Source organism: Streptomyces sp. NEAU-YJ-81 (genome assembly GCF_017592595.1).
In the GTDB taxonomy this organism is placed as follows: Bacteria; Actinomycetota; Actinomycetes; order Streptomycetales; family Streptomycetaceae; genus Streptomyces; species Streptomyces hygroscopicus_B.
This window is the reverse complement of the sequence record NZ_JAGFNO010000005.1, coordinates 374,746-398,188: the sequence shown is the minus strand read 5'-3', so window position 1 is coordinate 398,188 and position 23,443 is coordinate 374,746. Positions and strand designations below refer to the sequence as shown.

General features: G+C 70.5%; 26 protein-coding genes. 6 read left to right on the top strand and 20 right to left on the bottom strand.

Annotated elements, in window-relative coordinates; translation table 11 throughout:
- Nucleotide 1: 1 nt before the first annotated feature.
- Nucleotides 2-949 (bottom strand): AraC family transcriptional regulator, encoded by a 948-nt coding sequence (locus J5X86_RS15425; protein WP_208517365.1) that lies wholly within the window; start codon nucleotides 947-949, stop codon nucleotides 2-4.
- Nucleotides 950-1,053: 104 nt separating this feature from the next.
- Here J5X86_RS15425 and J5X86_RS15420 point away from each other — a divergent pair, with 104 nt between their 5' ends.
- Nucleotides 1,054-2,037 (top strand): NAD(P)-dependent alcohol dehydrogenase, encoded by a 984-nt coding sequence (locus J5X86_RS15420; RefSeq protein WP_208517364.1) that lies wholly within the window; start codon nucleotides 1,054-1,056, stop codon nucleotides 2,035-2,037.
- Between the two features lie 42 nt (nucleotides 2,038-2,079).
- On the opposite strand, the gene J5X86_RS15415 is transcribed toward J5X86_RS15420, so the two are convergent.
- Nucleotides 2,080-2,946 carry a helix-turn-helix transcriptional regulator gene (locus J5X86_RS15415; RefSeq protein WP_208517362.1) on the bottom strand — a complete coding sequence of 289 codons (867 nt, stop codon included), beginning with the start codon at nucleotides 2,944-2,946 and terminating at the stop codon, nucleotides 2,080-2,082.
- Between the two features lie 151 nt (nucleotides 2,947-3,097).
- Between J5X86_RS15415 and J5X86_RS15410 the strand changes: the two genes are divergently transcribed.
- Nucleotides 3,098-4,021: an SDR family NAD(P)-dependent oxidoreductase gene (locus J5X86_RS15410; protein ID WP_208517361.1), complete on the top strand. Its 924-nt coding sequence runs from the start codon at nucleotides 3,098-3,100 to the stop codon at nucleotides 4,019-4,021.
- 45 nt (nucleotides 4,022-4,066) lie between these two features.
- Here the strand turns inward: J5X86_RS15410 and J5X86_RS15405 are convergent, their stop codons facing one another.
- The 5 genes from J5X86_RS15405 to J5X86_RS15390 are packed head-to-tail and all read right to left on the bottom strand — an operon-like array spanning nucleotide 4,067 to nucleotide 8,202.
- The gene (locus J5X86_RS15405; protein ID WP_208517360.1) at nucleotides 4,067-4,915 is read right to left on the bottom strand and encodes an alpha/beta fold hydrolase; all 849 of its coding nucleotides are present in this window, start codon (nucleotides 4,913-4,915) and stop codon (nucleotides 4,067-4,069) included.
- Between the two features lie 39 nt (nucleotides 4,916-4,954).
- Nucleotides 4,955-6,199 carry an epoxide hydrolase family protein gene (locus J5X86_RS15400; protein WP_208517359.1) on the bottom strand — a complete coding sequence of 415 codons (1,245 nt, stop codon included), beginning with the start codon at nucleotides 6,197-6,199 and terminating at the stop codon, nucleotides 4,955-4,957.
- Complete coding sequence (locus tag J5X86_RS52465; protein ID WP_308124562.1) at nucleotides 6,196-6,564, bottom strand: AraC family transcriptional regulator; 369 nt, start codon at nucleotides 6,562-6,564, stop codon at nucleotides 6,196-6,198. Before J5X86_RS52465 ends, J5X86_RS15400 begins: the two co-directional genes overlap by 4 nt.
- Nucleotides 6,565-6,591: 27 nt before the next feature.
- Nucleotides 6,592-7,083, bottom strand: a complete 492-nt coding sequence (locus tag J5X86_RS52460; RefSeq protein ID WP_308124561.1) for a hypothetical protein — start codon at nucleotides 7,081-7,083, stop codon at nucleotides 6,592-6,594.
- Nucleotides 7,084-7,137: 54 nt separating this feature from the next.
- Complete coding sequence (locus J5X86_RS15390; protein WP_208517358.1) at nucleotides 7,138-8,202, bottom strand: alkene reductase; 1,065 nt, start codon at nucleotides 8,200-8,202, stop codon at nucleotides 7,138-7,140.
- 133 nt (nucleotides 8,203-8,335) lie between these two features.
- Here J5X86_RS15390 and J5X86_RS15385 point away from each other — a divergent pair, with 133 nt between their 5' ends.
- The gene (locus J5X86_RS15385) at nucleotides 8,336-8,818 is read left to right on the top strand and encodes a MarR family winged helix-turn-helix transcriptional regulator (RefSeq protein WP_208517357.1); all 483 of its coding nucleotides are present in this window, start codon (nucleotides 8,336-8,338) and stop codon (nucleotides 8,816-8,818) included.
- 14 nt (nucleotides 8,819-8,832) lie between these two features.
- Here the strand turns inward: J5X86_RS15385 and J5X86_RS15380 are convergent, their stop codons facing one another.
- A complete protein-coding gene (locus J5X86_RS15380; protein WP_078645399.1) occupies nucleotides 8,833-9,273 on the bottom strand; it encodes an Lrp/AsnC family transcriptional regulator in 441 nt (146 codons plus the stop codon).
- Nucleotides 9,274-9,474: 201 nt separating this feature from the next.
- Between J5X86_RS15380 and J5X86_RS15375 the strand changes: the two genes are divergently transcribed.
- Nucleotides 9,475-10,614 (top strand): acyl-CoA dehydrogenase family protein, encoded by a 1,140-nt coding sequence (locus J5X86_RS15375; RefSeq protein WP_208517356.1) that lies wholly within the window; start codon nucleotides 9,475-9,477, stop codon nucleotides 10,612-10,614.
- Between the two features lie 36 nt (nucleotides 10,615-10,650).
- Here the strand turns inward: J5X86_RS15375 and J5X86_RS15370 are convergent, their stop codons facing one another.
- The gene (locus J5X86_RS15370; RefSeq protein ID WP_208517354.1) at nucleotides 10,651-11,340 is read right to left on the bottom strand and encodes an SDR family NAD(P)-dependent oxidoreductase; all 690 of its coding nucleotides are present in this window, start codon (nucleotides 11,338-11,340) and stop codon (nucleotides 10,651-10,653) included.
- Entirely contained in the window at nucleotides 11,337-12,233 is an 897-nt protein-coding gene (locus J5X86_RS15365) for an NAD(P)H-binding protein (protein WP_208517353.1), read from the bottom strand. Before J5X86_RS15365 ends, J5X86_RS15370 begins: the two co-directional genes overlap by 4 nt.
- Before the next feature lie 68 nt (nucleotides 12,234-12,301).
- Between J5X86_RS15365 and J5X86_RS15360 the strand changes: the two genes are divergently transcribed.
- Both J5X86_RS15360 and J5X86_RS15355 read left to right on the top strand, forming a co-directional pair.
- The gene (locus tag J5X86_RS15360; protein WP_208517352.1) at nucleotides 12,302-13,111 is read left to right on the top strand and encodes a LysR family transcriptional regulator; all 810 of its coding nucleotides are present in this window, start codon (nucleotides 12,302-12,304) and stop codon (nucleotides 13,109-13,111) included.
- A 203-nt stretch (nucleotides 13,112-13,314) separates the two neighbouring features.
- Complete coding sequence (locus J5X86_RS15355; RefSeq protein ID WP_208517351.1) at nucleotides 13,315-13,815, top strand: hypothetical protein; 501 nt, start codon at nucleotides 13,315-13,317, stop codon at nucleotides 13,813-13,815.
- Nucleotides 13,816-13,828: 13 nt separating this feature from the next.
- On the opposite strand, the gene J5X86_RS15350 is transcribed toward J5X86_RS15355, so the two are convergent.
- From J5X86_RS15350 to J5X86_RS15305, 10 genes are all read right to left on the bottom strand, one after another.
- Entirely contained in the window at nucleotides 13,829-14,746 is a 918-nt protein-coding gene (locus J5X86_RS15350; protein WP_078645392.1) for a MurR/RpiR family transcriptional regulator, read from the bottom strand.
- 16 nt (nucleotides 14,747-14,762) lie between these two features.
- The gene (locus J5X86_RS15345) at nucleotides 14,763-15,701 is read right to left on the bottom strand and encodes a phosphoglycerate dehydrogenase (RefSeq protein ID WP_208517350.1); all 939 of its coding nucleotides are present in this window, start codon (nucleotides 15,699-15,701) and stop codon (nucleotides 14,763-14,765) included.
- Complete coding sequence (locus J5X86_RS15340; RefSeq protein ID WP_208517349.1) at nucleotides 15,689-16,270, bottom strand: glucose-6-phosphate isomerase; 582 nt, start codon at nucleotides 16,268-16,270, stop codon at nucleotides 15,689-15,691. The genes J5X86_RS15345 and J5X86_RS15340 overlap by 13 nt, the downstream gene beginning before the upstream one ends.
- Nucleotides 16,267-17,229: a shikimate dehydrogenase gene (locus tag J5X86_RS15335; protein WP_208517348.1), complete on the bottom strand. Its 963-nt coding sequence runs from the start codon at nucleotides 17,227-17,229 to the stop codon at nucleotides 16,267-16,269. Before J5X86_RS15335 ends, J5X86_RS15340 begins: the two co-directional genes overlap by 4 nt.
- A gap of 56 nt (nucleotides 17,230-17,285) precedes the next feature.
- Nucleotides 17,286-18,785, bottom strand: coding sequence for a glycerol kinase GlpK (gene glpK, locus J5X86_RS15330; RefSeq protein ID WP_208517347.1), 1,500 nt, complete (start codon nucleotides 18,783-18,785; stop codon nucleotides 17,286-17,288).
- A 4-nt stretch (nucleotides 18,786-18,789) separates the two neighbouring features.
- The gene (locus tag J5X86_RS15325) at nucleotides 18,790-19,884 is read right to left on the bottom strand and encodes a zinc-dependent dehydrogenase (protein ID WP_208517346.1); all 1,095 of its coding nucleotides are present in this window, start codon (nucleotides 19,882-19,884) and stop codon (nucleotides 18,790-18,792) included.
- The gene (locus J5X86_RS15320; RefSeq protein ID WP_208517345.1) at nucleotides 19,881-20,969 is read right to left on the bottom strand and encodes a galactitol-1-phosphate 5-dehydrogenase; all 1,089 of its coding nucleotides are present in this window, start codon (nucleotides 20,967-20,969) and stop codon (nucleotides 19,881-19,883) included. Before J5X86_RS15320 ends, J5X86_RS15325 begins: the two co-directional genes overlap by 4 nt.
- A gap of 12 nt (nucleotides 20,970-20,981) precedes the next feature.
- Nucleotides 20,982-21,818: an SDR family oxidoreductase gene (locus J5X86_RS15315; protein WP_208517344.1), complete on the bottom strand. Its 837-nt coding sequence runs from the start codon at nucleotides 21,816-21,818 to the stop codon at nucleotides 20,982-20,984.
- Nucleotides 21,819-21,886: 68 nt separating this feature from the next.
- Entirely contained in the window at nucleotides 21,887-22,531 is a 645-nt protein-coding gene (gene eda, locus J5X86_RS15310; RefSeq protein ID WP_208517343.1) for a bifunctional 4-hydroxy-2-oxoglutarate aldolase/2-dehydro-3-deoxy-phosphogluconate aldolase, read from the bottom strand.
- Nucleotides 22,528-23,439: an MBL fold metallo-hydrolase gene (locus J5X86_RS15305; RefSeq protein ID WP_208517342.1), complete on the bottom strand. Its 912-nt coding sequence runs from the start codon at nucleotides 23,437-23,439 to the stop codon at nucleotides 22,528-22,530. Before J5X86_RS15305 ends, eda begins: the two co-directional genes overlap by 4 nt.
- Between the last annotated feature and the right edge of the window lie 4 nt (nucleotides 23,440-23,443).

The window sequence follows — 23,443 nt, the reverse complement described above, 5'->3', positions numbered from 1 at the left end:
GTCAGGCGGCTGTCATACCGGACAGGGGACGCCGACGGTGCGCCTCGTCCTTCCGCCAGGCGCCGGGCGTGACGCCTTCCCTGGCCGAAAAGGCACGACTCAACGCGCTCCCGGTGTCGTAGCCGACCCTGACCGCGATCTCCTGGACGCTCAGCGGCGTCTCCCGGAGCAGCACCTTCACCCGGTACATGCGCCATGAGGTGAGGTAGCCGAGCGGGGTATCCCCCGCCTTCTCCTTGAACGAAGCGGCGAACGCCGAGCGTGACATCCCCGCCTTGCGGGCGAGTTCGTCGACCGTCCACGGATGGGCCAGATCCGCGTGCAACTCCCGCATGGCGACGGCCAGCCGGGGGTCTCGCAGTGCGGCGATCCAGCCGACGGTGCCGCCCCCGACATCGGCGCAACAGGTCCGTAGTGCCTGGACGAAGAGCACGTCGGACAGCCGGCTCATGATGAAGCCGCCGCCGAGCCCGCCTGCCGCGCTCTCCCTCGCGATGAGGTCGAACGTGGTGCGCAGGAGGTGGCTGGAGGTGTGGTCCAGGTTCAGCCGGAACAACGGGGGCAGCAGCGCGAAGAGCGGTTCGGCCGCCACGGCGTCGAAGGCGAACCGGCTGGACACGATCTGCGTCAGCTCACCGTCACCGCCGACCCGCGCCGCGTTGCCGGGTGCCTGGGAGACCAGTCCGTCGCAGTCGACGACCTCGCTGCCCGTGGTGTCCTGAAGGGTGAATCTCACGCCCGCGCGGACCAGGAAGCAGTCGTTCGCCTCCAGCCGCTGCGGCGCGGCGAGCGTGTCCGCGACGAGCCGGCACGAACCGCTGGAGATCAGGACCAGCCGGGCGAGGTCCCGGGGAGGGAACGAGATGCCCCACGGCGCATGGGCGTCCACCCGCACATAGCGCGCGTCCTCGATCTTCATGGTGGCGAGAAGGTCGTCGACGGGATCCATCTCCACCCTCCTGGACGATCTGCGCTAAACCGTGGACGCCAGGATACATATCGTCCAGCCGGGCCGCCCTATCGTGGAGGTGATCCAAGAACAAAGGAGGGGAAATGCGAACATTCCAGATGAAAGAAGGCGGCGACCTGATCGCCCCGGTCACGCGTCCGGTGCCGACTCCGTCGGCGGGCGAAGTGCTCGTCCGTGTGAAAGCCAGCTCCATCAACGCGCGCGACCTGCTGATCGTCTCCGGCAGGTATTCCATCGAGGTGCCGCCGGGGCGCATCCCGCTCTCCGACGGCGCGGGCGTCGTGGAGGCCGTCGGGGACGGGGTTTCGCGGTTCCGGGTGGGGGATCGCGTCGTGAGCACCTTCCATCCGACCTGGCTGTACGGTCGGTTCCCCGAGTGGGGGGAGTTGCACGGGACGCAGCGCGATGGATGGCTCACCGAGTACATCGCCCTCGACGAGCAGAGCCTGGTCGCCGTTCCGGACCAGCTCTCCTTCGAGGAAGCGGCCACGCTTCCGTGCGCCGCACTCACCGCATGGTCGGCGGTGAGCGGAGTCGGCCCGGGCGATGCGCTCCTGGTCCAGGGCTCGGGCGGGGTGTCGGTCTTCGCGCTGCAGTTCGCCCGTCTGGCCGGCGCACGTGTGCTCGCCACGACCTCCAGCGATGAAAAGGCCCGACGGCTCGGCACGCTCGGCGCGTCCGATGTCGTCAACTACGTCAGCACACCGGATTGGGGCGCACAGGTACAGGCGCTCACCGGCGGCGGTGCCGACCGCGTCGTCGAGATCGGCGGCGCCGGAACGCTCGCTCAGTCCATCGACGCCGTCGCCCACGGCGGGCAGATCGCCCTCGTCGGCAATCTCGCGTCGGGCAGCGGGATGGATGTGACGCGATTCTTCCGCCGCGCCGCCACGCTCAGGTCGATCAGCGTCGGCAGCCGGAGCGACTTCGAGCGGATGAACAAGGTCATCGGCCGGCACGGGCTGCGGCCCGTCATCGACCGTGTCGTCCCCTTCGACCAGGCGCCGGAGGCGTTCGCCCACTTCGAGAAGGGCCCACGCTTCGGCAAGGTCGTCATCAGCCACTGACCACGTACGGCCACGGACCACCTACGGCCACAAAGGCGCGGGTCACGGGCGCGGAACGGCGGTGCGGGCGCCGGTGACGCGAAGGAGGTCGAGCTTGCCCGCATCGCTGCTTCCGGTCGCCGCCGTGTAGGTGACCATGCGCAGGTCCGCGCCGGGGACGACGAGGACATCGCAGTCCAGGTGGATGTCGCCGGCCTCCGGATGCCGGATCGTCTTCCGGTCGCTCGTGTGCTGGGCGGCGGTCGTCCGGGTGGCCCAGTAGTGCGCGAACACATCGGACTCCGCCCGCAGTTCCCCCACCAGGCGCTGGAGCCGGCCGTCGGCGGGGTAGCGGGAAGCGGCGTCCTTGAGGTCGGCGACGATCGAGGCTTCGAAGGTGTCCTGCCCGCGCGCGGGCCGGATGTGAAGGGTCGCGGCGCGGGCGACACCGTTGCCGAACAGGGCGCGGGCCAGGTTGCGTTCGGCGGCCGGGAGGACGGCGGGGTCACCGTGCAGGGCGCTCCACATGGCGTTCCACCACACCAGGGTCCAGTCGGCGGTGAACACTCCGATCGGGACGTCGCCCAGGCGCGCGGCGAGCCGTTGGACGCCCGGGGGCACATGGGCGTTGACCGTCCCGTCGCGCGGCGGCAGGAGCCCGGCGCTCCGGTACAGCTGGTCGCGCTCGGCGCGGGATAGCTGGAGGGCCCGGGCGAGGGCGCCGACGACCTGGTCCGAGGGGTTCTTCGCGCGCCCCTGTTCCAGGCGCAGGATGTAGTCGACGGAGAGCCCGGCAAGCTGTGCGAGCTCCTCGCGGCGCAGTCCCGGGGCGCGGCGGCCGGCCGTCGGGGCGAAGCCGGCGTCGGCCGGGGAGAGGCGGTCGCGCCAGGCGCGCAGGAGCGCGGCGAAGTCGGAGCCGGAGGAAGCCATGGGTTCATTCTCGCCGCACGGCGCCGGATGAGCCTGGGTACTGCCAGTCCTAGTGACGCGGACGGCACTGGCCGGCGGGGGCGGAGGCGGCGAGCGTGGAGCCGCCGCGCCCGAGCCGGGCGCCATCGGCCGACCAGTGAAGGACCCTTTCATGAAGCACACCCTGGTGATGACGGGCGCGAGCCGCGGGATCGGCCGTGTCGCCGCGGAGCACATCCTGCGCCAGTCGCCCCATGCGCACCTCGTCGTCGTGGCCCGCGCATCCTCCGGCGCCCGGCTCGCCGAGGAACTCGCCATGGGCGGGCACACGGTCTCGCACGTGTCGGCGGACCTCGCCTCGCTGCGGAGTGTCCGCTCCGCCGCCGTCGAGATCCGCGACCGGCTGGAGCGTGGTGATCTGCCACCGTTGCGCGGGTTCGTGGGCAACGCGGGCATGCAGTACACCAACGCGCTGACGGAGTCCCCCGAGGGGTTCGAGGCCACCTTCGCCATCAACGTACTCGCCAACCACCTCTTCGTCCGCCTGCTCCAGGACCACTTCGCCGCCCCCGCCCGGATCGTGGTCACCGTCAGCGACACCCACTTCGGCGACCTCAAGCACAACCTGGGCATGGTGCCGGGCCCGGTCTGGAACTCCCCCGACGTCCTCGCCCGTCCGGGTGCCTTCCCCAAGCCGGGCAGCACAGCCGGTGGCCGCACCGCGTACTCGACGAGCAAGCTGGCCGCGGTCTACCTCGTACACGAGTACGCGCGCCGGCTTCCGGCCGGGATCGACGCCATCGCCTACAACCCGGGCTTCGTCCCCGGCACCGGTCTCGCCCGCAACGCGGGTCCCGTCTCCCGGTTCGCCATGCGGCGTGTCCTGCCGGTGATGGCCCTCACGCCGTTCGCCATCGGCCGCGGCACCGCGGGCCGCCACCTCGCCGATGTCGTCCTGGGCACGACCGCCGCACCGACCGGGTCCTACGTCGACCGCGCCCGGGTGGCGCGGTCGTCGCAGGAGTCCTACGACCCGCTGCGCGAGCGCGAACTCTGGGACGCCGTCGAACGGTTCACCGTGGCGCAGGCGGCCTGACCTCTGGACGTATGGGCATTCCGCGGAAACCGGGTCCCGACCGGATCAGCCCAGTTCCGCGATGAGATCCGCCACCTGCCCGGGCATGGACAAGAACGGCGAGTGGGAGGAGTCGAGCGCCGCGACAGCGGTCGGGTTGTCCGGGAATGCCACCGTGGCGTCGCTGATGAACTTCTTCTGGAGGGCCGGGCGCACCGCCATGTCCCGTGCGCAGGTGACGTAGGTACGGGGGACCGAGCCCCAGCCATCGCGGGTGAGGGTGGTGGTGCCGCGCACGATGCCGATCGGAGCGTCGGGCGTCAGCAGTCCGAAGGCGGCCTCGGCCACGGCCCGGTCGACGTCGCCGTAGAGCGCGTCCAGCAACTGCCGGCGGTACGCCGCGTCGCCCGAGACGAGGTCCAGCCGCAGCGCCCCGATCGCGGCGGGATCGGCGCGGACGCAGGACTGGACGAGGGCGCCCGCGTTCTCGGGCAACCGGAGGTAGGCGAGGGCGGGAACGTCCGACGCGGGCATGAGCCCGCTCAGATACACCGCGTGGGCCACCGACTCGGGTGCCTGCTCCGCGGCCCGCGTCAGCACGGTGCCGCCCATGCTGTGGGCGATCACCGTGACCGGGCCGCCCCGGCCGACCCGCTTGATCTGCGAAACGAGGAGGTCACCCGCCTGGTCGAGATCCACGTCCGCCACCGGCGAGACCTCGGTGGCCAGTGCCTCGGTATCGAACGGGCGGCTGGTGAGGCAGGCGGGCCGGCGTGCGCGCAGCCCGTGCCCCGCCATGTCCACAGCGACAGCCGAGCGGCCGGCCCCCGCCAGAGCGGCGATCACCTCGGTCCAGCACCAGGCCCCATGCCAATTGCCGTGCAGAAACAGCAACGGGGTGGCTCGAGCGGACATCGTCGCTCCCTTGACGCCTCGGGATCGGAGTGCGGTCCGTCACCGTAGACCGCGGAAGGCGTTCCGCACCTCCTCCACCAGCACGTCGGGCTGCTCCAACCCCGGAAAATGACCGCCTCGGTCCAATGCGCGCCAGGAGCGCAGATCCGTATAGCGCCGCTCGGCCCAGCGCCTGGCCGTGGGCCATGGCTCGGCCGGGAACAGCGAGCACGCGGTCGGCACGGTCACGGGCCGGGCGTTCTCCTCTTCGGCGCTGCGCGGCGTCCAGCGCAGCGCCTCCCAGTACCAGCGGGACGTGGATGCGCCTGTCCCGGTGAGCCAGTACAACGCGATGCCTTCGGCCTGCCGGTCGAGGCTCACTCCTCCCCCGGCCTCGGCCCGGGTGTCGGCGTAGGCGGCGAACTTCTCGCCCAGCCAGGCGGCCAGCCCGGCGGGCGAGTCGACCAGGGCGTAACCGAGGGTCTGGGGCCGGGTGCCCATCTGGATCCCGAAGCCGTAGCCGTCGGTCAGGTGCAGATCACGCCGTTCGATCATGCGCGCCTCGGCCGGGGTGGCGGTGTCCCGGTCCTGCGGGAGTGGCGAGGCCACCGGCATCGTCAAGTGCAGGCCGATCACCCGCGAGGGAAACCGGTGGGCCAGCTCGGTACTGATGAACGCGCCCCAGTCGCCGCCATGCGCACCGAAGCGGTCGTACCCCAGCCGGCTCATCAGCGTGGCCCAGGCATCGGCCGTCAGAGCGGGATTCCACCCCGTCCGCGCGGGACGGCCGCTGAAGCCGAACCCGGGCAGCGACGGAACGACGACGTCGAAGGCGTCGGCCCGTTCGCCGCCATGGCCAACCGGATCGGTGAGCGGGCCGATGACCTGCTCGAACTCCAGGATCGACCCCGGCCAGCCGTGCGTCAGCAGCAGCGGAATCGCCCCGGGCTCCGGCGACCGCACATGCCAGAAGGCCACCTCCAGGCCGACGATGACCGTGCGGAAGTGGCCGATCGCGTTCCAGGTCTTCTCGCGTGCTCGCCAGTCCACATCGCGCAACGCCGCGAGGAGCGCCCGCATCTGGTCCAGCGGCACACCTTGGGACGTGTCCACCACGGTCTCCGGTTCGGGAAGGCGGACCCGGTCCAGCCGGGAGCGCAGATCGTCGAGATCGGCGTCGGGAACGGAGATGGCGAAGGGTTCGATGTCGGGCGTCACCGCGCCCGCGGGGTAAGTCGGCACGCCACGAACGCTAGAACCGGCCCAGGGCCACGGAAATGCGCGCGATTGCCGTACCCGGATCATCGATTGCGGTAGGCCGACGGCCGCACCCCCGTATGCCGCAGGAACGCCGTGGACAGTGAGCCGGGGCTGCCGAACCCGCACCGCGTGGCGACCTGGGCGACGGACAGTCCACCGGCACCGAGCAGCCGCTGCGCCTCCTCGACCCGCAACCGGGTGAGATAGCGGTGCGGCGTCTGGCCCGTGGCCTCCTTGAACACCCGGATGAAGTGATAGACGCTGAAGCCTGCCTCGGAGGCCAAGTCCGCCACCGTCAACGGGCTGCCGAGCCGGTCCCGCATCGTCGCCACGGCCTTGTGCACCCAGGGCCCTTCGGCGTTAGCCCGGCTCTCCTTCGGTGGCCGGACGCCACCGCTGAGCAGATGCACTGCGAGAAACGTCGCCGCGGACTCCGCCTACAGGTCCTCGGCCGCACCGGCCGCGCCCAACGACCGCATGGTGTGCTCGACGAGCGGATCCCCCGAGGCCACCGCGGCGGCCATCCGCTCATAGTCGATGCCCGCCCCGCCCAGTTGCTCGACCGTACGGGCGACGGTGACGTGTGGAATGTGCACCTGAAGGGTCCGCAAGGGGACCACGGACCGGTAGCGGCGCACCGACGCCACGCCCGGAAGGGCCATCTCGACCTGCCCGGGCATCCAATGCCGCCGCTGCCAGCGCCCACCGGTGTGGGTCTCCATCGACGCGTCGCCCGCGACCGTCAGCACCAGGTGCAGATCCTCGGTGGCGGGCAGTGCCATCCGCTCCACGCGCGCGGTGTGATGGAACCGCTGCAGCAGCAGCGACCGCCAGCCGAGCCTGTCCCAGCTGCTGAACGTCCGCTCGACATACGGGTTCGCGTCGAATGCGGCATACGGCTCGAGGTCGAAGTCTGGAGCGTCGAACACCAGAACGAGCATACCCATGGCCGGTGAGGACAGGGCATTCCAGCGTTCCGTCCCTCAGGCGTTCAGGTAGGGGTAGTCGATGAATCCCTTGTCGGTGCCACCGTAGTAGGTCGTCGTATCGGGCGTGTTGCACGGTCCGCCCACTCGCAGCCGGGCGGGCAGGTCGGGGTTGGCCAGGAAGAGCGAACCGAAGGACAGCATGTCGGCCGTGCCGTCCTCGATGAGCGTCAGGTCCGCCGCGCTGGTGAACCCGTCTGTCGCGGGGTTGAGGATGAAGGTTCCGGAGAACTCCTTGCGGAGGAGGTTGGTCAGATCGCGTGAGCTTTCGACGACGTGCAGATAGGCGGGGCCGGTCTCGTTCAGCCGCCGGACGAGATGGGCGTACGTGGGCTCGAGGTCGGGCTCCTCGATTCCGTTGTAGCGAACGCCGGGCGAGACACGTATCCCCGTGCGCTGTGCCCCGATGGCCGCCGACACGGCCGCGACCACCTCCGCCGCGAACCGGACCCGGCCTTCGACCGAGCCGCCCCACTCATCGGTGCGCAGATTGGAGCTGGGAGCCAGGAACTGGTGGATCAAGTAGCCGTACGCGGCGTGCACTTCGACCCCGTCGAACCCTGCCTCCATGGCGTTGCGCGCGGCCTGGGCGAATTCCGCGATCGTCTCCCGCACCTCCTGGGAGGTCAGCTCGCGGGGGGTGCTGAAGTCCTTCATTCCGTGGACGGTGAACAACTGGCCGGGTGCGGCGATGGCCGACGGGGCGACGTGGACCAGCCCCTCGGGCAGAAGATCGGGGTCGCCGATCCTGCCGACGTGCGCGAGCTGGGCGAAGACCGTGCCGCCCGCGGCGTGCACCGCGTCGGTGACGCGGCGCCAGGCGGCAATCTGCTCGGCACTGTGCAGCCCCGGGGTATTGGGGAAGCCCTGGCCGACCAGTGAGGGCTGCGACCCCTCCGTGATGATCAGGCCGGCGGTGGCCCGCTGCGCGTAGTACGTCGCCATCGAGTCGGTGGCCGTACCGCCGGGCCCGAAGGCACGGGCACGCCCCATGGCGGGCATGACCAGGCGGTTGCGGAGGCGCAGTCCGGCAAGGTCGATCGGATCGAAGGGTGTGGTCACAACGGCTCCCGCGGGTTGCTGGACATGACGGCGGACAACGAGATCATTGGCCGGCCAACGATCTCGCCGGAGACCCACCATAAACCATTCATTGGCCGACCAATGATTGGGCGGCCACGATAGTCTTGCCACCATGACCACAGAGCTCCCGCACACCGACGCGACGGAGGGCGGATACGGCGGCGCCGTCAGCCAGACCCTGGCGCGCGTTTCCCGCCTGCACCGCCTCGCCGGCAGCAGGCTGCTGCGTCCGACCGGTCTCTGTTCCGGCCAGGAATTCCTGATGATGACCCTGTGGGATGCCGGACCGGTCCGGCAGTCGGAGCTGGCGAGGGCGCTCGACCTGGACCCGTCGACCGTGACCCTGATGCTGCGGCGACTGGAGCAGGGCGGGTATGTCACCCGCGCACGCGATCCGCACGACCGGCGCGTCATGCTCGTCCGGGCCTCGGAGGAGAGCTACGCCCTGCGGCCCAAGGTCGCGGAAGTCTGGGGAGAGCTGGAGGAGCACATCCTGGACGGGCTGGATGACGCGGAGCGCGAAGCCTTCGCCAGAATCCTCTCCAAGGTCGAGAAGAACCTCGCCCCCGGTGAGGAGGGCTCCCCCGACGCCTAGCGCGTGATCAGCGGTCAGTCATTGCGTGTCCACGACCCCAGCACCATCAGCGTCCTGGTTCCGGTGACCTGTCCGACCCGGCGCAGGGCGTCGATGACCTGCTGCAGATGCTCGATATCCCGCACCCGGACGTTCACCAGGGCGTCGGGGTCGCCGGCGATGGTGAAGACGGCCTGCACCTCGGGGACCGTGTAGGCGGTACGGACGATCTCCCCGACCGGTGTCGTACCGGTGTAGGACAGCTCCACGAACGCCTCGATGCCCCAGCCGAGCTTGGTGTGGTCGATCTGCACGGTGAAGCCCTTGATCACCCCGCTGTCCTTGAGCCGGTCCACGCGGCGTTTGACCGCGGCCACCGACAGCCCCACCTCGGGTGCCATCTCGGAAAAGGTGCGCCGGCCGTCCTCGCGCAGCATGCGCAGCAACTGGCGGTCCACGTCGTCGAACTCGGGCATCGCCACTCCGTTCCGCGACCCGCGCACACCGCACATCCGCGCAAATTCTTTTCGTCCACCCGGCCAATCGCCGCTTCAGTTTGCGTCTTCTTCGCGATCAACCGCAACTTACTTGTGCTCGCCCGGAGGGTGTTGCTGTCCTAGGCCCGGACCCATGAACGTCGAAGACCTCGCCCCGTTCGTACCCCAGGAGCGCCCTTCATGCCTGTCGACCGTCTGCTTCCCACCCGCGAGGCGGAGGATCTGCTCGACCTCGTCCGCGAGATCGCCGACAAGGAGCTGGCCCCCCGCGTAGAGGAGCACGAGCGCACCGAGAGCTATCCCGAGGGGCTGTTCCGCCTGCTGGGCGAGACCGGGCTACTGGGTCTGCCCTACCCGGAGGAGTTCGGCGGAGGCGGCCAGCCCTACGAGGTCTACCTCCAGGTCCTCGAAGAGCTGGCCGCCCGCTGGGCCGCCGTCGCCATCGCCACCAGCGTCCACACCCTCGCCGCCTTCCCCCTCCTGACGTTCGGCACCTCCGACCAGCGCGGGCGCTGGTCGGAGGACATCCTCAGCGGCCGTCTCATCGGTGGCTACAGCCTGTCCGAGCCGCAGGCCGGGTCCGACGCGGCGGCCCTGACCTGCCGCGCCGACAAGGCCCCCGACGGCTATCGGATCACCGGCGCCAAGGCGTGGATCACCCACGGCGGCAAGGCGGACTTCTACGCCCTGTTCGCCCGCACCGGTCCGGGCGGCGACGGCATCTCCTGCTTCTTCGCGCCCGGAGCAACCGACGGCCTCACCTTCGGCCGGCCCGAGGACAAGATGGGCCTGCACGCCATCCCCACCACCTCGGCCTTCTGGGACGATGCGCTCCTCGCCACCGACCGGCTCATCGGCGCCGAGGGCCAGGGACTCCAGATCGCCTTCAGCGCCCTGGATTCCGGCCGGCTGGGCGTCGCCGCCTGCGCCACCGGGCTGGCCCAGGCCGCCCTGGACGCCGCGACCGCCTACGCACACGAACGCACCACCTTCGGCCGCAGAATCATCGACCACCAAGGGCTCGGCTTCCTGCTGGCCGATATGGCCGCCGCCGTCGACTCCGCGCGCGCCACCTACGTGGACGCCGCCCGCCGCCGTGACCACGGACGCCCGTACACCCGCCAGGCGAGCGTCGCCAAGCTGACGGCGACCGACGCCGCCATGAAGGTCACCACGGACGCCGTCCAGGTCTTCGGCGGCTATGGATACACCCGCGACTTCCCCGTGGAGCGCTATATGCGCGAAGCGAAGATCATGCAGATCTTCGAGGGCACCAACCAGATCCAGCGGCTGATCATCAGCCGCCAGCTCGCCCACTGACCTGCCCTGCCCTGCCCTGCCCTGCCCCGACCTCAACTACCAGGGCACGGTCTGGCCCTGGTAGTTGAGGTACCGCAGGCCCGGTTCGCCGCTGTGGCGGTCGATCGTGTCCACCACGCCCGGGATGGACTGGTCGATGGTCAGCGGCGCGTCCGGTCCGCCGAGTTCGGTGCGGACATGGCCGGGGCACATGAGCAGCAGCGTATGCGCGGCGTCGGCGTAGCGGGCGGCGTAGCTGCGCATCAGCTGGTTCAGGGCGGACTTGCTGGCGCGGTAGACGTCCTGACCGCCCCTGGTGTTGAAGCCGACGCTGCCCTGGCGCGAGGACATGACGCCGATGGTCCCGGTCGGCGCGACCAGCGAGCGGAGGGACTCGACCACGCGCATCGGGCTGAGCGCGTTGGTGACCATGACCTCCACGAACATCTCGGTCGGCACGTCGCCGATCGGAATGTTGCCCCGGGTGATACCGGCGTTCACGAAGAGCAGGTCGAACGTGCGCTCCGCCAGGCGCTCGCGCAGCGCGGCGATCTGCTCCGGCGCCGTCATGTCCAGCGATTCGACGGTGACCCGTCCGCCGGACGCCTCGGCCAGGTCGTGGAGGCCGGTGCGCCGATCGCCCCGGACGGTCCCGATGACGTTCCAGCCGCGGTGCGCGTACTCGGTGGCGAGGGCGAGTCCGAGGGCGCGGGACGCCCCGACGATGAGAGCGGTCTTGGCGCTCATGCCCGAACCTCCGGCTTGAGGACCTGCTCGCACCACTCGCGGAAGGTCGTGGGGCTGGTGATCCGAGGGGTGCGCGGCACGCCGTCGTCGAGGCCGTTGTTCTTGGAGTACGCCATGTTGACGTAGCCCTCCACGAGCGCGTCCCCGAGACCGCGTCCGGCGAGTCCGGCGCGGAAGTCCTCCAGCGACTGGGGCTCGTAGCGGACCGGGCGGCCGAGCACGTCGGACATGATGCGCGCCATGTCGTTCGCCGAAAGGTCCTCGGGGCCCAGCACCGGGACCTCGCCCGTCCCCGTCCACGAGCGGTCGAGCAGCAGGCCGGCGGCGACCGCGGCGATGTCCCGGGTGGCGGCCGTCGGTGCTGTGCGGTCGGGGGCGGCGGTGTCGGTGTACACACCGGCGTCGCGGATCGAAGCGAGCTGCCGCAGCAGGTTGTCCATGAAGGACGGGCAGGCGAGCGCCCGGTAGGCCACGCCGGTACCCGCGATGAGGTCGTCCATGGCCAGCGACGCCGTCACATGGCCGGCGCGGCCGGCGACGGGGGTGCCGCGGCCGAGCGCCGAGACGCCGACGACGTGTCCGACTCCGTGGGCCGTGAACGCCTTCGCGGCGGCGTGGGTGAACCCGGAGTACGCGGTGTCCAGGCTCGGTGCCCGCGGGTCCGGCGGGACCAGCCAGAAGACGGCGTCCGCGCCGGCGAAGGCCCGGTCGACGACCTCGGGGTCGCCGTGCGAGCCGGTGACGACATCGACGCGGGCGCGGACCGCGTCGGCGAGCCTCGCGGGGTCGCGCACGATGACCCGCAGCTCTTCGCCGCGATCGGGGGCCTCGTTGAGCAGGATGTCCAGGAGCCGGCCGCCGATCTGGCCGGTGGGAGCAGTGATGACGATCATGCTTTGAGTCTCGGGGCGGCCACCTGCGGGCGTCCAATACCCTTCCCGGCAATTGATACCTTCAGGGCATGGATCTCGATCTGCGCAAGCTCCGCTACTTCGTCGCGGTGGCCGAGCACCGGCACTTCGGCCGTGCGGCGGAACAGCTCTACATCGCCCAGCCGGTCCTCAGCCGCCAGATCAGGGCCTTCGAGCAGGAAATGGAGTGCACTCTGCTCGTCCGGACCACCCGCAGCGTGGAGCTGACCGATGCCGGGAAGCGGCTCTACGAGGAGGCACAGCGGATCCTCGCGACCGTCGCCTCGGCGGTGCGGAGCGTGCACGACGTGGATCGGGGCGTCCAGCGACTCGTGGTGGCCTTCTGCTCCGGGCTGCATGTGTCGGAGGCGATCCGGGCGTTCTCATCGCGCCACCCGGACGTCGAGACCGATGTTGTCCCGGTGCGCTGGTGGGAGCAGGACGCGCCGCTCCGGGACGGCCGGGCCCAAGTCGCCTACCTGCGGCGGCCGTTCGACCACTCGGACTTGCGCATCATCCCCATCGGCCACGAGACCAGGGTGGCCTGCATGCCCGCGACGCATCCGCTGGCCTTCCGTCAGGAGCTCACCTCCGCCGACCTCGACGGTGAGCGGATGCTCGACGCGCCGACGCGACGGACGTCGTCACTCGAAGAGAAGTTCGAGCTCATCGCCTCCGGGCAGGGCATCGCGCTCGTCCCGCTGAGCGTCGCGCGGTCCTACTCCCGCCCCGACCTCGTCCACCTCCCCGTCACGGACGCCCCATCGGTCGAGACCTGCCTGGCCGTCCTCGCGGACCGGCGGGAAAAGGTGCTGCGCGACTTCCTGGAGATCGCCACCGCGACGCTGCGGGCCACCTGAGCGATCGGCGGACAGGCCCGCGGACTACGGCATACGAGGCGGCACGCGACCCGGATCAGCGTCCTGCGAGGACGATCGCGCGAGCGGCAGGTACCTTGGCACGCATCGACGGGAACACGGGGGACATCATGGCCGTGACGACATCAGTACGCAGGGCGCGAAGGCTACGAACGCGTCAGCAGGGATTTGGTCTTGGGCTGGCGGTGCTGACCGCTGTGGCCGTGGCCGGCTGCGGTGGCTCGGACAAGACCGACGGGGCGCCCTCGCGCGATGACCAGCCGTCGGCGTCCCGTTCCGCGCCGCCCTCGAAAAGCCCGTCCGGCGGTCGCAGCGCCTCGGCGAAACCCTCCGTGTCGGCGGCGGACGGGCGTGATGTCGCCGCCTGTGCGGACGGCAACTGCGAGATCGCCGTGTCCGGTCCGGTGACGGTCCGGTTCACGAGCCCGGCCGGTCCGGCGACGCTGACGGTGACCGAGGTCGGGCCGAACAAGGTCGAGTACACGGTGAAGTCGGGCAACGGCCGGTCCCAGGGCGGGGCGAGCGGTCCGGGCCAGGGGTGCATCACCGTGCTGCGCGACCACGGCAGCAGCAACTCGTGCGGAAGGGTGGACACCATGCGGCCGGCCGCTCAGCCCGGCGCCGTAGTGATCCAGATGGCGGCCGGCGAGGACGGCACGGCGATCCTGCACATCGTGTCCAGGTGACCGGCCCCGGGGGTCAGCTCTCCGTCGGCGGGCTTCCGGGAGAACGGGAGTGGCGGATGCCCGCCTCGTAGGTCTCCTTGAGGTGCTGGAGCGTGTCGTCGAAGTGGCGCGCCGCGTAGGTGGCGTACAGGATGTCGATCAGCAGGAGCTGGCCCCATTTGGAGGTGACGGACTCCCCGTACAGCCCCTCCCCCGTGACGTTCGAGGTGAACAGCGGTACGTCGCTGAGCTCCGCCAGCGGGCTGTCCTGGGCCGAGGTGATGCCGATCGAGGTGGCTCCGGTCTGCCGGGCGAGCCGCATGGCGTCCACGATCGCGGTGGACTTGCCGGAGTCGCTGATGCCGATCAGCACATCCCGCGGCGTCAGGATGGTGGCCAGCATGACCTGCACGCTCTGGTCGCGGTAGAGCAGACACTTCTTGCCCGCCCGGGTGAACCGCATGACCCCCTCCTCCGCGGCGATGCTGGAGGAGCCCATGCAGCAGAACACCACCGCGTCCGCGTCGTGCAGCAGGTCGACGGCGCGGCTGATGGCGTCGCCGCTGACCTGCTTGGCGGTCTGTGCCAGCGTCTGCCGGCTGCTGCGCTCGATCTTGCCCACGATGGCAGGGGGCTCATCGCCGCGGAGGATGCCCTCGTAGACGAACTCCTCGTCCCGGCCCGCGCCGGCCTGCCGGGTGGCGAAGGTGGCCTCGGCGAGGCTGAGGCGGAGCGAGTGATAGCTGTCCATGCGCAGCTCGCGGACGAACCGGGAGACCGTCGACTCGGCCACTCCACAGGCTGAGGCGAGCTGCGAAATGGTCATCGACTGCGCCTGCTGGGGGTGGGCCAGCAGATACTCGCCGATCTGGCGCAGCGCGCCCGGTAGGTAGGGCAGCTTGCTGGTGATGAGGTGCAGCACATTGCCGGCCTCATCCGCCGGGACAGCCATGACTCGCTCCGTGGTCTCAGGAAGGGGGGTTAAGTACCCGTAGCAGATTCTCCACGGCCGCGCGGGTGGCGCGCTCCACACTCTCCCTGGTGTACCCCCCGATATGGGGTGTGGTGATCACCTGCGGATGGCGCAGCAGCTCCTGGGGCGCGGGCGGCTCCTGGTCGTACACATCGGTGGCGTACCCGATGAGCCTGCCCCCGGCGAGGGCCTCGAGGACCGCGCCGTCGTCGACCAGGCTCGAGCGGGCGGTGTTGACCAGATAGGCACCGGGCCGCATGGCCGCGATGGCGCCCTTGTCGATCAGTGGCCGCTCCGCGGGCGGACAGTGCAGGGTCACCGCGTCCGAGCGGGCGAGCAGGTCCTCCATCGTGGTGTACGAGAAGTCCCCGGCGGGGGTGAACTCCGGGTCGGGGAACGCGTCGAAGGCGCGTACGGACATGCCGAGCCCGAGTCCGAGCCGGACGACCCGGCGGCCGATCTGCCCGCACCCCACGACGCCGAGGGTGCGTCCCACCACTTCCCGGCCCTCGATCCGCTGCCATCTCTCGGCCTTGAGCGCCGCGTCCTGCGGTGGGATGCGGCGCAGCCCGGCGAGCAGGAGGGCGATGGCGAGTTCGGCGACGCCCTGGGCATTGGCTCCGGCGGCGGTCTCGACGGCCACCCCCTGCTCGGCGGCGGCGGTCAGGTCGACGGAGTCGACCCCGACCCCGTTGCGGCTGATGACCTTGAGGCCGGGGGCCGCGGCCAGCACCTCGCGGGTGATGGGCTCGACCCCGGCGAGATAGCCGACGCACGCGGGCAGGAACCGCAGCTGTTCCTCCCGGGTGGGCTGGCGCCCGGGGGTGGGGAAGACCACGTCGTAGCCCGCCGCCTCCAGGGCGGCCAGCGCGGGGTGACCGCCCTGGGACAGCGAGCGGGGCGTCACGGCGATCCGGGCCGTCACTGGGCCCACTTCGGGTTGTCCACGACCGCCGCGGCGCCGTCGCGCTCCACCACGATCTTGCGGAAGCCCTTGGACTCGATGGTGCCGTAGTCGTGTCCGGCGTGGCCGGGGAAGGCGAAGAAGGTGATCAGCGGCTCGTCGGGCGAGGTGTTGATGGAGCGGTGGGCATACCGGCCGGGCACGTAGACGCCCTTGCCGGGGGTGAACTCCTCCCACTGCACATCGCCCTCGGGGTTCTCCATCATCATCAGGCCCCGGCCGCGCAGGCAGTAGTAGATCTCGGCGGTGTCGAGGACGGAGTGGAAGTGGCCCTTGGTCATGAAGTACTCGTCGCCGACCTTGCCCGGGTAGGTGATGCTGGTGCCGTAGGCCACCTCGCCCGGGCTCTGGGGGACGCCCATGTCGAAGAACTCGTAAACCAGGACGTCCTCTTCGGCCAGGCGCCGCGCGGCCTCCTGGTCGGCGTACATCCCGGCCATGGCGGAGATGCGGCGCTGGAGCGGCTTCTTGCTCTGGGAGAGTCCGGTGACGAGGCTGAAGTCGGTGACGACGGCCGGGCGGGGGGCGGTGGCGCTCATGCGTTCTCCTTGGTGACGTCGCGGGCGATGCGGGACAGCCGCTCGAAGGTGGGGCCGTGGGTGGGGATGTCGAGGTGGAAGACCTCGGCCATGACACGGGTCCAGCCGTGGATGAAGTACAGCCAGCCGTCGACCACGTTCAGCTCGCGGGCGCCCTGCTGGGCCCGTGCCTGGTCCAGGAAGACCAGGTCGCCGCGGTAGTTGAAGTCCCAGGCGATGCCGTCCTGGGGGAACTGGGCGGCGTCGGTGAGCGGGGATCCGGGCCGGTCCTTGCCGAGTCCGGTCGCGTTGACCACGACGGAGCCGGGCGGGAGTGTCCGCAGCTGTGCGTCGTTGTGGCGTGCCTCGGGGGCGAGCTGGTAGTCGATGGGGATGGTGAAGCCGAGGCGTTCGTGGACGGTGCGCATCTCGCGCAGCCGGGCCTCGCGGCGGCCTGTGACCACGATGCGGGAGGGGACGTCGCCACCGGCCGCCGCGCGGTTGTGCAGGTACAGGGTGAGGGCGAGGGCGGAGCCGCCCGCCCCGAGCAGCAGCAGTTCGCCCCCGGTGCGGGACCAGTGGCCGTCGGGCACGATGGCCTCCAGCGCCAGGCCACTGGTGAGGGGGTCCATGGCGTGGCCCCATAGCTGGTCGCCGCGCTTGGAGATGCTGCTGACCTCGTCCAGCAGCTCGGTTTCGTGGCCGACGCCGTCGAACAGGTCGTGGGCGGCCTTGTAGAGGTTGAGCTTGTGGGTGGTGACGAGCGCGCCCAGCGAGTGCGGGTCGTGCTTGATGAAGTCGACGACCTCCCGGTAGTGGCCGGGGGTGTCGTCCAGCGGAAGGTCGATGCCCTCGATGACGGCGTCGAGGTTCAGCTCCCGCGCCCAGGCCGGAAAGACCTTCATGATGGACGACTTGGTGGTGGTGACGCCGATGAAGTACATCGTCGGGCGGGCGGCGGCGTGATACGTCCGCGGCATGTGGGTTTCTCCTTCTGCGGAGCCGTGCGGTGGTACGGGCCGGATGGGCGGCCGGGTCAGTGCTCCTCCCAGTCCCGGGCGCAGCCCACCGCCTTCTGCCAGCCCGCGTAGAGCCGGTCGGCCCGGGCGCGGTCCATCGCGCAGTCGAAGCGGCGCTCGAGGCGGAAGGTGTCGGTCAGCTCGGCCCGGTCGGTCCAGAACCCGGTGGCCAGGCCGGCGAGAAAGGCCGCGCCGCGGGCCGAGGACTCGATGACGGTGGGGCGCAGCACGGGGACGTCGAGGATGTCGGCCTGGAACTGCATGAGGAAGTTGTTGGCGGTGGCTCCGCCATCGACCTTGATCTCCCGGGTGGAGATGCCCGAGTCGGCCTCCATGCAGGTGATGACGTCGCGGATCTGGTAGGCGATGGACTCCAGCGTGGCGCGGATGACGTGCTTGCGGCTGGCGCCGCGGGTCAGGCCGAGGATCGCGCCACGGGCGTACTGGTCCCAGTACGGGGCGGCGAGCCCCACGAAGGCCGGTACGACATAGACGCCGTTGGTGTCGGGGACATCCCGGGCGGCGTACTCGGTGTCCTCGGCGTCGTAGACGATCTGCAGCTCGTCGCGCAGCCACTGGATGGAGGCGGCGGCCACGAAGATCAGACCTTCCAGGGCGTACTCCACACTGCCGTCGACGCCCCAGGCGATGGTGGTCAGCATGCCGCTGTCGCTGAAGACGGGGCTGTCGCCGGTGTTGAGGACCAGTGAGGCCCCGGTGCCGTACGTGGCCTTCACCGTGCCCACCTCGAAGCACGCCTGGCCGAACAGCGCGCCCTGCTGGTCGCCGACGGCCGAGGCGACCGGGATCCGGGCGCCGAGCAGCACCGACTCCTCGGTGTGGCCGTAGACCTCGCTGGTGGGGCGCACCTCGGGCAGGATCGCGCGGGGGATGTCGAACTCGTCGAGCAGCCGCTGGTCCCAGTCGAGTCGGGTGATGTCGAACAGCATGGTGCGCGAGGCGTTGGTGTAGTCGGTGACGTGTGCGGCGCCGCCGGTGAGGTTCCAGATCAGCCAGCTGTCGACGGTGCCGAAGGCGAGCTCGCCGCGGTCGGCGCGCTGCCGTGCGCCGGGGACGTTGTCGAGGATCCACTTCACCTTGGTGCCGGAGAAGTAGGCGTCGATGATCAGCCCGGTGGTGCGCTTGACGTGCTCCTCCAGGCCGCGGGCCTTGAGCTCCTCGCACAGCGCGGCGGTGCGGCGGTCCTGCCAGACGATCGCGTGGTGGATGGGCTCGCCGGTGGCGCGGTCCCAGATCACCACCGTTTCGCGCTGGTTGGTGACGCCGATGGCGGCGATGTCCTCGGCGCCGCACTCGGCCTGGGCCAGCACCTGCTTGGCGACGGTGACCTGGGTGTTCCAGATGTCGAGCGGGTTGTGCTCGACCCAGCCGGGCTGCGGATAGATCTGGGGGAACTCCTGGCTGGCGACCGCGACGATGTCGCCTGCCTTGTCGAAGAGGATGGCCCGGATGCTGGTGGTACCGGCGTCGAGGGCCATGACGTAGCGGTGGGTCATGGAGTCACCTGCCTTCCCCCGGAGCCACGGGGCGTGTCGTGGTGGCGTGGGGGTCGCCGTCGAACGCGACCATGGCCTTCATTCCGGCCCCGGAGGCCGCGTAGCCGAAGGCGTCGTGGATCTTCTCCAGGGGGAACACCTCACTGATCAGCGGTGACAGATCGACGCGGCGCTCGCCGACCAGCCGCAGACAACGGCCGTAGTCGCCGTTGGTCGAGCCGGTCGTCCCGGTCAGGGTGAGGCCCTTGTAGTGCACGGCGTTGGTGTCGACCGGGATGGTCCGCGCGGCGCCGAGGCCCGCGAAGTAGTTGAGCCGGCCGTGCGGGGCGAGCAGTTCCGCCGCCTGCGCCTGCACCTGCGGGTCGGACACGGCCGTGATGACCACGTCCGCGCCCCGGCCGTCGGTGTGCTCGCGGACGACCTCGGCCAGGTCCTGTTCGCGGACCCCGACGCACACATCGGCGCCGAGCCGGGCGGCGAGGTCCAGCCGGGGACGGCTGCGGTTGGAGATGATCACCTTGCGGGCCCCGGCGAGCTTGCCGAGCAGCACATGGAACGCGCCGATGGGACCCGCCCCGGTGATGACCACAACGTCCTCGGGGCCCACCCGGAGCCCGCGCTGCCCGCTGTAGCAGCAGGAGAACGGTTCCACCAGGGCCGCCTCGGCGTACGAGACACCATCGGGGATCTCGAAGACGTTGCCGCGCTGGAGGGCGAAGCCGGGCACCCGCAGCAGCTCCTGGAAGCCGCCGTCGATGCTGATCCCGAACGCCTCGTAGTCGGGGCACATGTTGTTGTAGCCGTGGCGGCACATGTCGCAGCGGCCACAGCCCACGTTCGGGGTGACGGTGACCCGCATGCCCGGGTGGAACGCGGACACCCGCGGCCCGGCCGCCACCACGTCCCCCGCCACCTCGTGGCCCAGCACCCGGCGCTGCCCGTCCGGGATCTTGAAGTGGCCGTGCTTGAAGATGCGCAGGTCGGTGCCGCAGATGGAGGCCGCCCGGACCCGCACCAGCAGGTCGTCGCCGACGACGGTGGGCTCGGGCACGTCCTCGACCGCCAGCTCTCCGGGTCGGCGCAGAACGGCGGCCTTCATGCGACACCTCCCACGACACCGGGCCGGATGAGCTCGGCCTGGGCCTGGTCGGCGACCGCGAAGACGACCTTGTTGTACCAGGTGCGGCGCTCCAGCATGTCGGCGAACATCGCCGGTGCCTCCTCCAGGCTCGGGGTGTGGCTGATGAGTGGCGCCACCTGCAGATCGCGGCCCAGATGGTGGACCACCATGTCCCATTCGCTGCGTCCGGCCGGGGTGATCCTGGAGTTCCAGGTGCCGTAGATACGCAGCTCACGGCGGAGGACGGAGGAGACCAGGGCGCGGGGCAGGGTCAGATCGCCGGACAGGTCGCCGAGCAGCATGACCTGGCCGAGCGGGGCCGCCGCGGTGATGGCCTGGATCAAGGTGGCGGGCAGACCGCTCGCCTCCACCGCGCAGTCCACGCCCCGGCCGCCGGTCAGCTCACGGACCGCGTCCACCGTGTCACCCGCGGACGCGTCGATGACCGGGAAACCGAGACCGGCCATGACCGCGCGCTTGCGCTCGTCGACATCGGCCACGTACACCTCGCTGGCGCCCAGGATGCGAAGCCACTGGGCGGCCAGCGCGCCGATGGGTCCGGCCCCGATCACCAGCGCGGTGGCATGGGCGGGCAGCTGGAACTTCAGCATGGCGTGCAGGGCGACCGCGGCGGGCTCCACCATGGCGGCGTGGACCAGCGGCACATCCCGCGCCACCGGCACCAGATTGGCCTCGGGTACCTGGAGGAACTCGGCCATCGCGCCATCGCGCCGCGACCCGTAGTAGTCGTAGCCGGTGCTTACGGCGTACTCGCCGATCTGGGTCATCGGGTCGGCTGGGTCGGGCAGAAGGGGGAAGACCGCGGCGCGGTCCCCCGGACGGAAGCGGCTTCCCTCCGGCGCCTCCTCGACCACGGCGGAGAACTCGTGGCCCAGGACGAGCGGATAGTGATACGCCTTCCCGCGGCCGTATCTCAGCACATCCGAGCCGCACACGCCGACACCGCCGACGCGGACGAGGACGGAGCGGTCGCCCACGGGAGCGGGGGCAGGGACGTCGGTGAGGGTGAGGACGCCCTTCGATTGCAGTACTGCTGCTTTCATCGCTCGTCCGCCTCAGACTTCCATGCCGTAACGGTGTGCCTTGTGCGTCGGGTAGAGCGCGATCTGGGGGATGGTGACGTCGGGCGTGCGCGTGGCCACGTAGAGCGAGACCTCGGCGACATTGTCCACGTCGATGCAGCTGGCGTGGATGCCCTCGGCGAGTTCCTTGTCGTCCAGCCAGCCGTCGAGGTAGGCGGGGATGTCGCCGTCGTACAGGCCCTTGTCGATGATCTCGGTCATCGGGGTCTTGACGTGGGACGGATTGATCACCGTCACACCGATGTTCTTCTCCTTGCCCTCAAGGAGAATGTTCTTGCTGAATCCCATCATCCCGTGCTTGGAGGCGCGGTAGGGGCTGTGGCCGGGGCCGGAGGCCAACCGGGCCGAGGACGACCCCATATTGATGATGCGCCCGCCGGTGGGCTGCTGCTCCATGATGCGGAACGCCTCGCGGCAGCACAGGAAGACCGCGGTCAGATTGGGGCCGATGGTCTTGTTCCACTCATCCAGCGTCACCTCGGTCACCGGGGGTGAAAGCGAGTCGCGGCCCGCGCTGTTGACGAGCAGATCGACCCGCCCCCACTCGTCCACGGCGGTCCGGAAGAAGCTCTGGACCTGGTCTTCCTCGGTGACGTCGGCTTCGACGCCCACGCAGCTGCCGCCCTGGGACTGGATGGAGGTGACGACCTGCTGGAGTCGTTTGCCGTCGGTGTCGACCAGGAGGACCTTGGCCCGATTGGCCGCGAAGATCCGGCCGACGGCCTCGCCGATGCCGGAGGCGCCACCGGTGATGATGGCGACCTTGCCTTCCAGCGCCGTGCCGGGAGCGGGTTCATAGGTGGTGGTCATGCTGTCCCTTTGGGGTGTGGTGGGTGGGTGTTCCGTGGCGCGCGCTCGGGGCGCGGCGGAGAGTGGTTTTAAGGGGTGGCCGCGGCTGCGATCTCGACCGCGCGGCGGGCGTTGCGCCCGATGGCCTCGTAGGCGCCCTCGGCCAGCAGCGCCGTACTGGCGATCCAGGTGCCACCGCAGGCGGCCACGTGCGGGCGGCTCAGATAGTCGGGGAGGTTGTCCGGTGTCAGGCCGCCCGTGGGCATGAACGCCATCCCGTCGTACGGAGCCGCCATGGCGTCCAGCAGCCGCAGTCCGCCCGACGCCTCGGCCGGGAAGTACTTCACCAGGGGCAGTCCCCTGGCCAGGGCCGCCTCGATACCGGTGGGGCTGTTGATGCCGGGGACGACGGGGATCTCCCGCTCCAGGCAGTGGTCCACGACGTCCGGGCTGAAGCCCGGCGCGACCACGAACTGGGCTCCCGCGTCGATGGCGTGGTCCACCGTCGCGCGGTCCAGGACCGTACCTGCGCCGACCAGCAGCTCGGGGTGGCGGGCCCGCAGCGTGGCGATCCCGTCCCGGGCGGCCGGGCTGCGGAAGGTGATCTCGGCGACCGGCAGTCCCGCCCCGAGGAGTGTCTCGCCGAGCGGGTCGGCGTGGCGTACGTGGGGCAGGGTGACGACCGGGACGACCCGGACGCGGCGCAGCTCGCTGAGGAGTTCGCTGGGGTTCATCGGTCCTCTTTCGCGGTGGTGTCGCCCAAGGTGAGGACGTAGGCGTCGCCCACCCGCGGCACGGTCCAGGACAGTGGCGTGGCGTGGCGCGTGACACGGCGCCGCAGTTCGTCGCGGGTGTCCTCGGGGTCGACGGTGTTGAAGTCGAACAGGCCGAAGTGGTGGCAGAGCAGCCGCGGGATCCCGGCCGCCTCGCATAGCTCGGCCGCTTCCCGGACGGTGAAGTTGCCGGGGACGCCGTTGTCGGTGCGGTGGCGGTCGCGCCCGTTGACGGGCAGCAGCGCCACATCGGCGCGGAGTGTGCGGAGCAGTTCGGCCTGTCCGTCGTAGGGGACGCAGTCGCCGGAGTGGTAGACGCGGACACCGCCGACCGTGAGCACGTATCCGAGGAAGCGGTGGTCTCCGTTCTCGTCCTGTTCGAGCCGTTCATGGGCGGCGGGGACCGGTTCGACGGTGATGCCGTCCCCCAGTTCCACGCGCTCGCCCGCGGTGGTGCCGGTCAGGCGGCTCGCGGGAACGCCACGCTCCAGGGCCCGTTCCCGCTCGGCGCGCGGGACCACGAAGCGTGGGTCGTTGTGCGGGAGCAGGGCGCGGATGGTGCCCGGGTCCATGTGGTCGGTGTGTCCGTGGGTGCACAGCACCGCGTCGACCCCGCGGATGGCCTCCGGCGCCACCGGGACGGGGTGCATCCGGCGGTGCGGGAAGAGCGTGCCGCGGTACTTCTCGGCGAGGGTGTCCGAGAGGTACGGGTCTATCAGGATCAGCCGACCACGGTGGCGCAGGGCGAATCCGGCCTGGCCGAGCCACCACAGCGTCACCTCGTCGGGCCCGGCCTCCTCGGGGGCGGCGAAGCTGCCGGTGAGGGATGCGCCGGACACACGGCACACGGCGGGCCGGATGACGTTCATGCGT

Excerpts from the sequence above, each read along its gene's own strand:
- J5X86_RS15425 (WP_208517365.1), bottom strand. The coding sequence starts at position 949 with ATGGATCCCGTCGACGACCTTCTCGCCACCATGAAGATCGAGGACGCG.
- J5X86_RS15420 (WP_208517364.1), top strand. The coding sequence starts at position 1,054 with ATGCGAACATTCCAGATGAAAGAAGGCGGCGACCTGATCGCCCCGGTC.
- J5X86_RS15415 (WP_208517362.1), bottom strand. The coding sequence starts at position 2,946 with ATGGCTTCCTCCGGCTCCGACTTCGCCGCGCTCCTGCGCGCCTGGCGC.
- J5X86_RS15410 (WP_208517361.1), top strand. The coding sequence starts at position 3,098 with ATGAAGCACACCCTGGTGATGACGGGCGCGAGCCGCGGGATCGGCCGT.
- J5X86_RS15405 (WP_208517360.1), bottom strand. The coding sequence starts at position 4,915 with ATGTCCGCTCGAGCCACCCCGTTGCTGTTTCTGCACGGCAATTGGCAT.
- J5X86_RS15400 (WP_208517359.1), bottom strand. The coding sequence starts at position 6,199 with ATGATCCGGGTACGGCAATCGCGCGCATTTCCGTGGCCCTGGGCCGGT.
- J5X86_RS15385 (WP_208517357.1), top strand. The coding sequence starts at position 8,336 with ATGACCACAGAGCTCCCGCACACCGACGCGACGGAGGGCGGATACGGC.
- J5X86_RS15380 (WP_078645399.1), bottom strand. The coding sequence starts at position 9,273 with ATGCCCGAGTTCGACGACGTGGACCGCCAGTTGCTGCGCATGCTGCGC.
- J5X86_RS15375 (WP_208517356.1), top strand. The coding sequence starts at position 9,475 with ATGCCTGTCGACCGTCTGCTTCCCACCCGCGAGGCGGAGGATCTGCTC.
- J5X86_RS15370 (WP_208517354.1), bottom strand. The coding sequence starts at position 11,340 with ATGAGCGCCAAGACCGCTCTCATCGTCGGGGCGTCCCGCGCCCTCGGA.
- J5X86_RS15365 (WP_208517353.1), bottom strand. The coding sequence starts at position 12,233 with ATGATCGTCATCACTGCTCCCACCGGCCAGATCGGCGGCCGGCTCCTG.
- J5X86_RS15360 (WP_208517352.1), top strand. The coding sequence starts at position 12,302 with ATGGATCTCGATCTGCGCAAGCTCCGCTACTTCGTCGCGGTGGCCGAG.
- J5X86_RS15350 (WP_078645392.1), bottom strand. The coding sequence starts at position 14,746 with ATGGCTGTCCCGGCGGATGAGGCCGGCAATGTGCTGCACCTCATCACC.
- J5X86_RS15340 (WP_208517349.1), bottom strand. The coding sequence starts at position 16,270 with ATGAGCGCCACCGCCCCCCGCCCGGCCGTCGTCACCGACTTCAGCCTC.
- J5X86_RS15335 (WP_208517348.1), bottom strand. The coding sequence starts at position 17,229 with ATGCCGCGGACGTATCACGCCGCCGCCCGCCCGACGATGTACTTCATC.
- glpK (WP_208517347.1), bottom strand. The coding sequence starts at position 18,785 with ATGACCCACCGCTACGTCATGGCCCTCGACGCCGGTACCACCAGCATC.
- J5X86_RS15325 (WP_208517346.1), bottom strand. The coding sequence starts at position 19,884 with ATGAAGGCCGCCGTTCTGCGCCGACCCGGAGAGCTGGCGGTCGAGGAC.
- J5X86_RS15320 (WP_208517345.1), bottom strand. The coding sequence starts at position 20,969 with ATGAAAGCAGCAGTACTGCAATCGAAGGGCGTCCTCACCCTCACCGAC.
- J5X86_RS15315 (WP_208517344.1), bottom strand. The coding sequence starts at position 21,818 with ATGACCACCACCTATGAACCCGCTCCCGGCACGGCGCTGGAAGGCAAG.
- eda (WP_208517343.1), bottom strand. The coding sequence starts at position 22,531 with ATGAACCCCAGCGAACTCCTCAGCGAGCTGCGCCGCGTCCGGGTCGTC.
- J5X86_RS15305 (WP_208517342.1), bottom strand. The coding sequence starts at position 23,439 with ATGAACGTCATCCGGCCCGCCGTGTGCCGTGTGTCCGGCGCATCCCTC.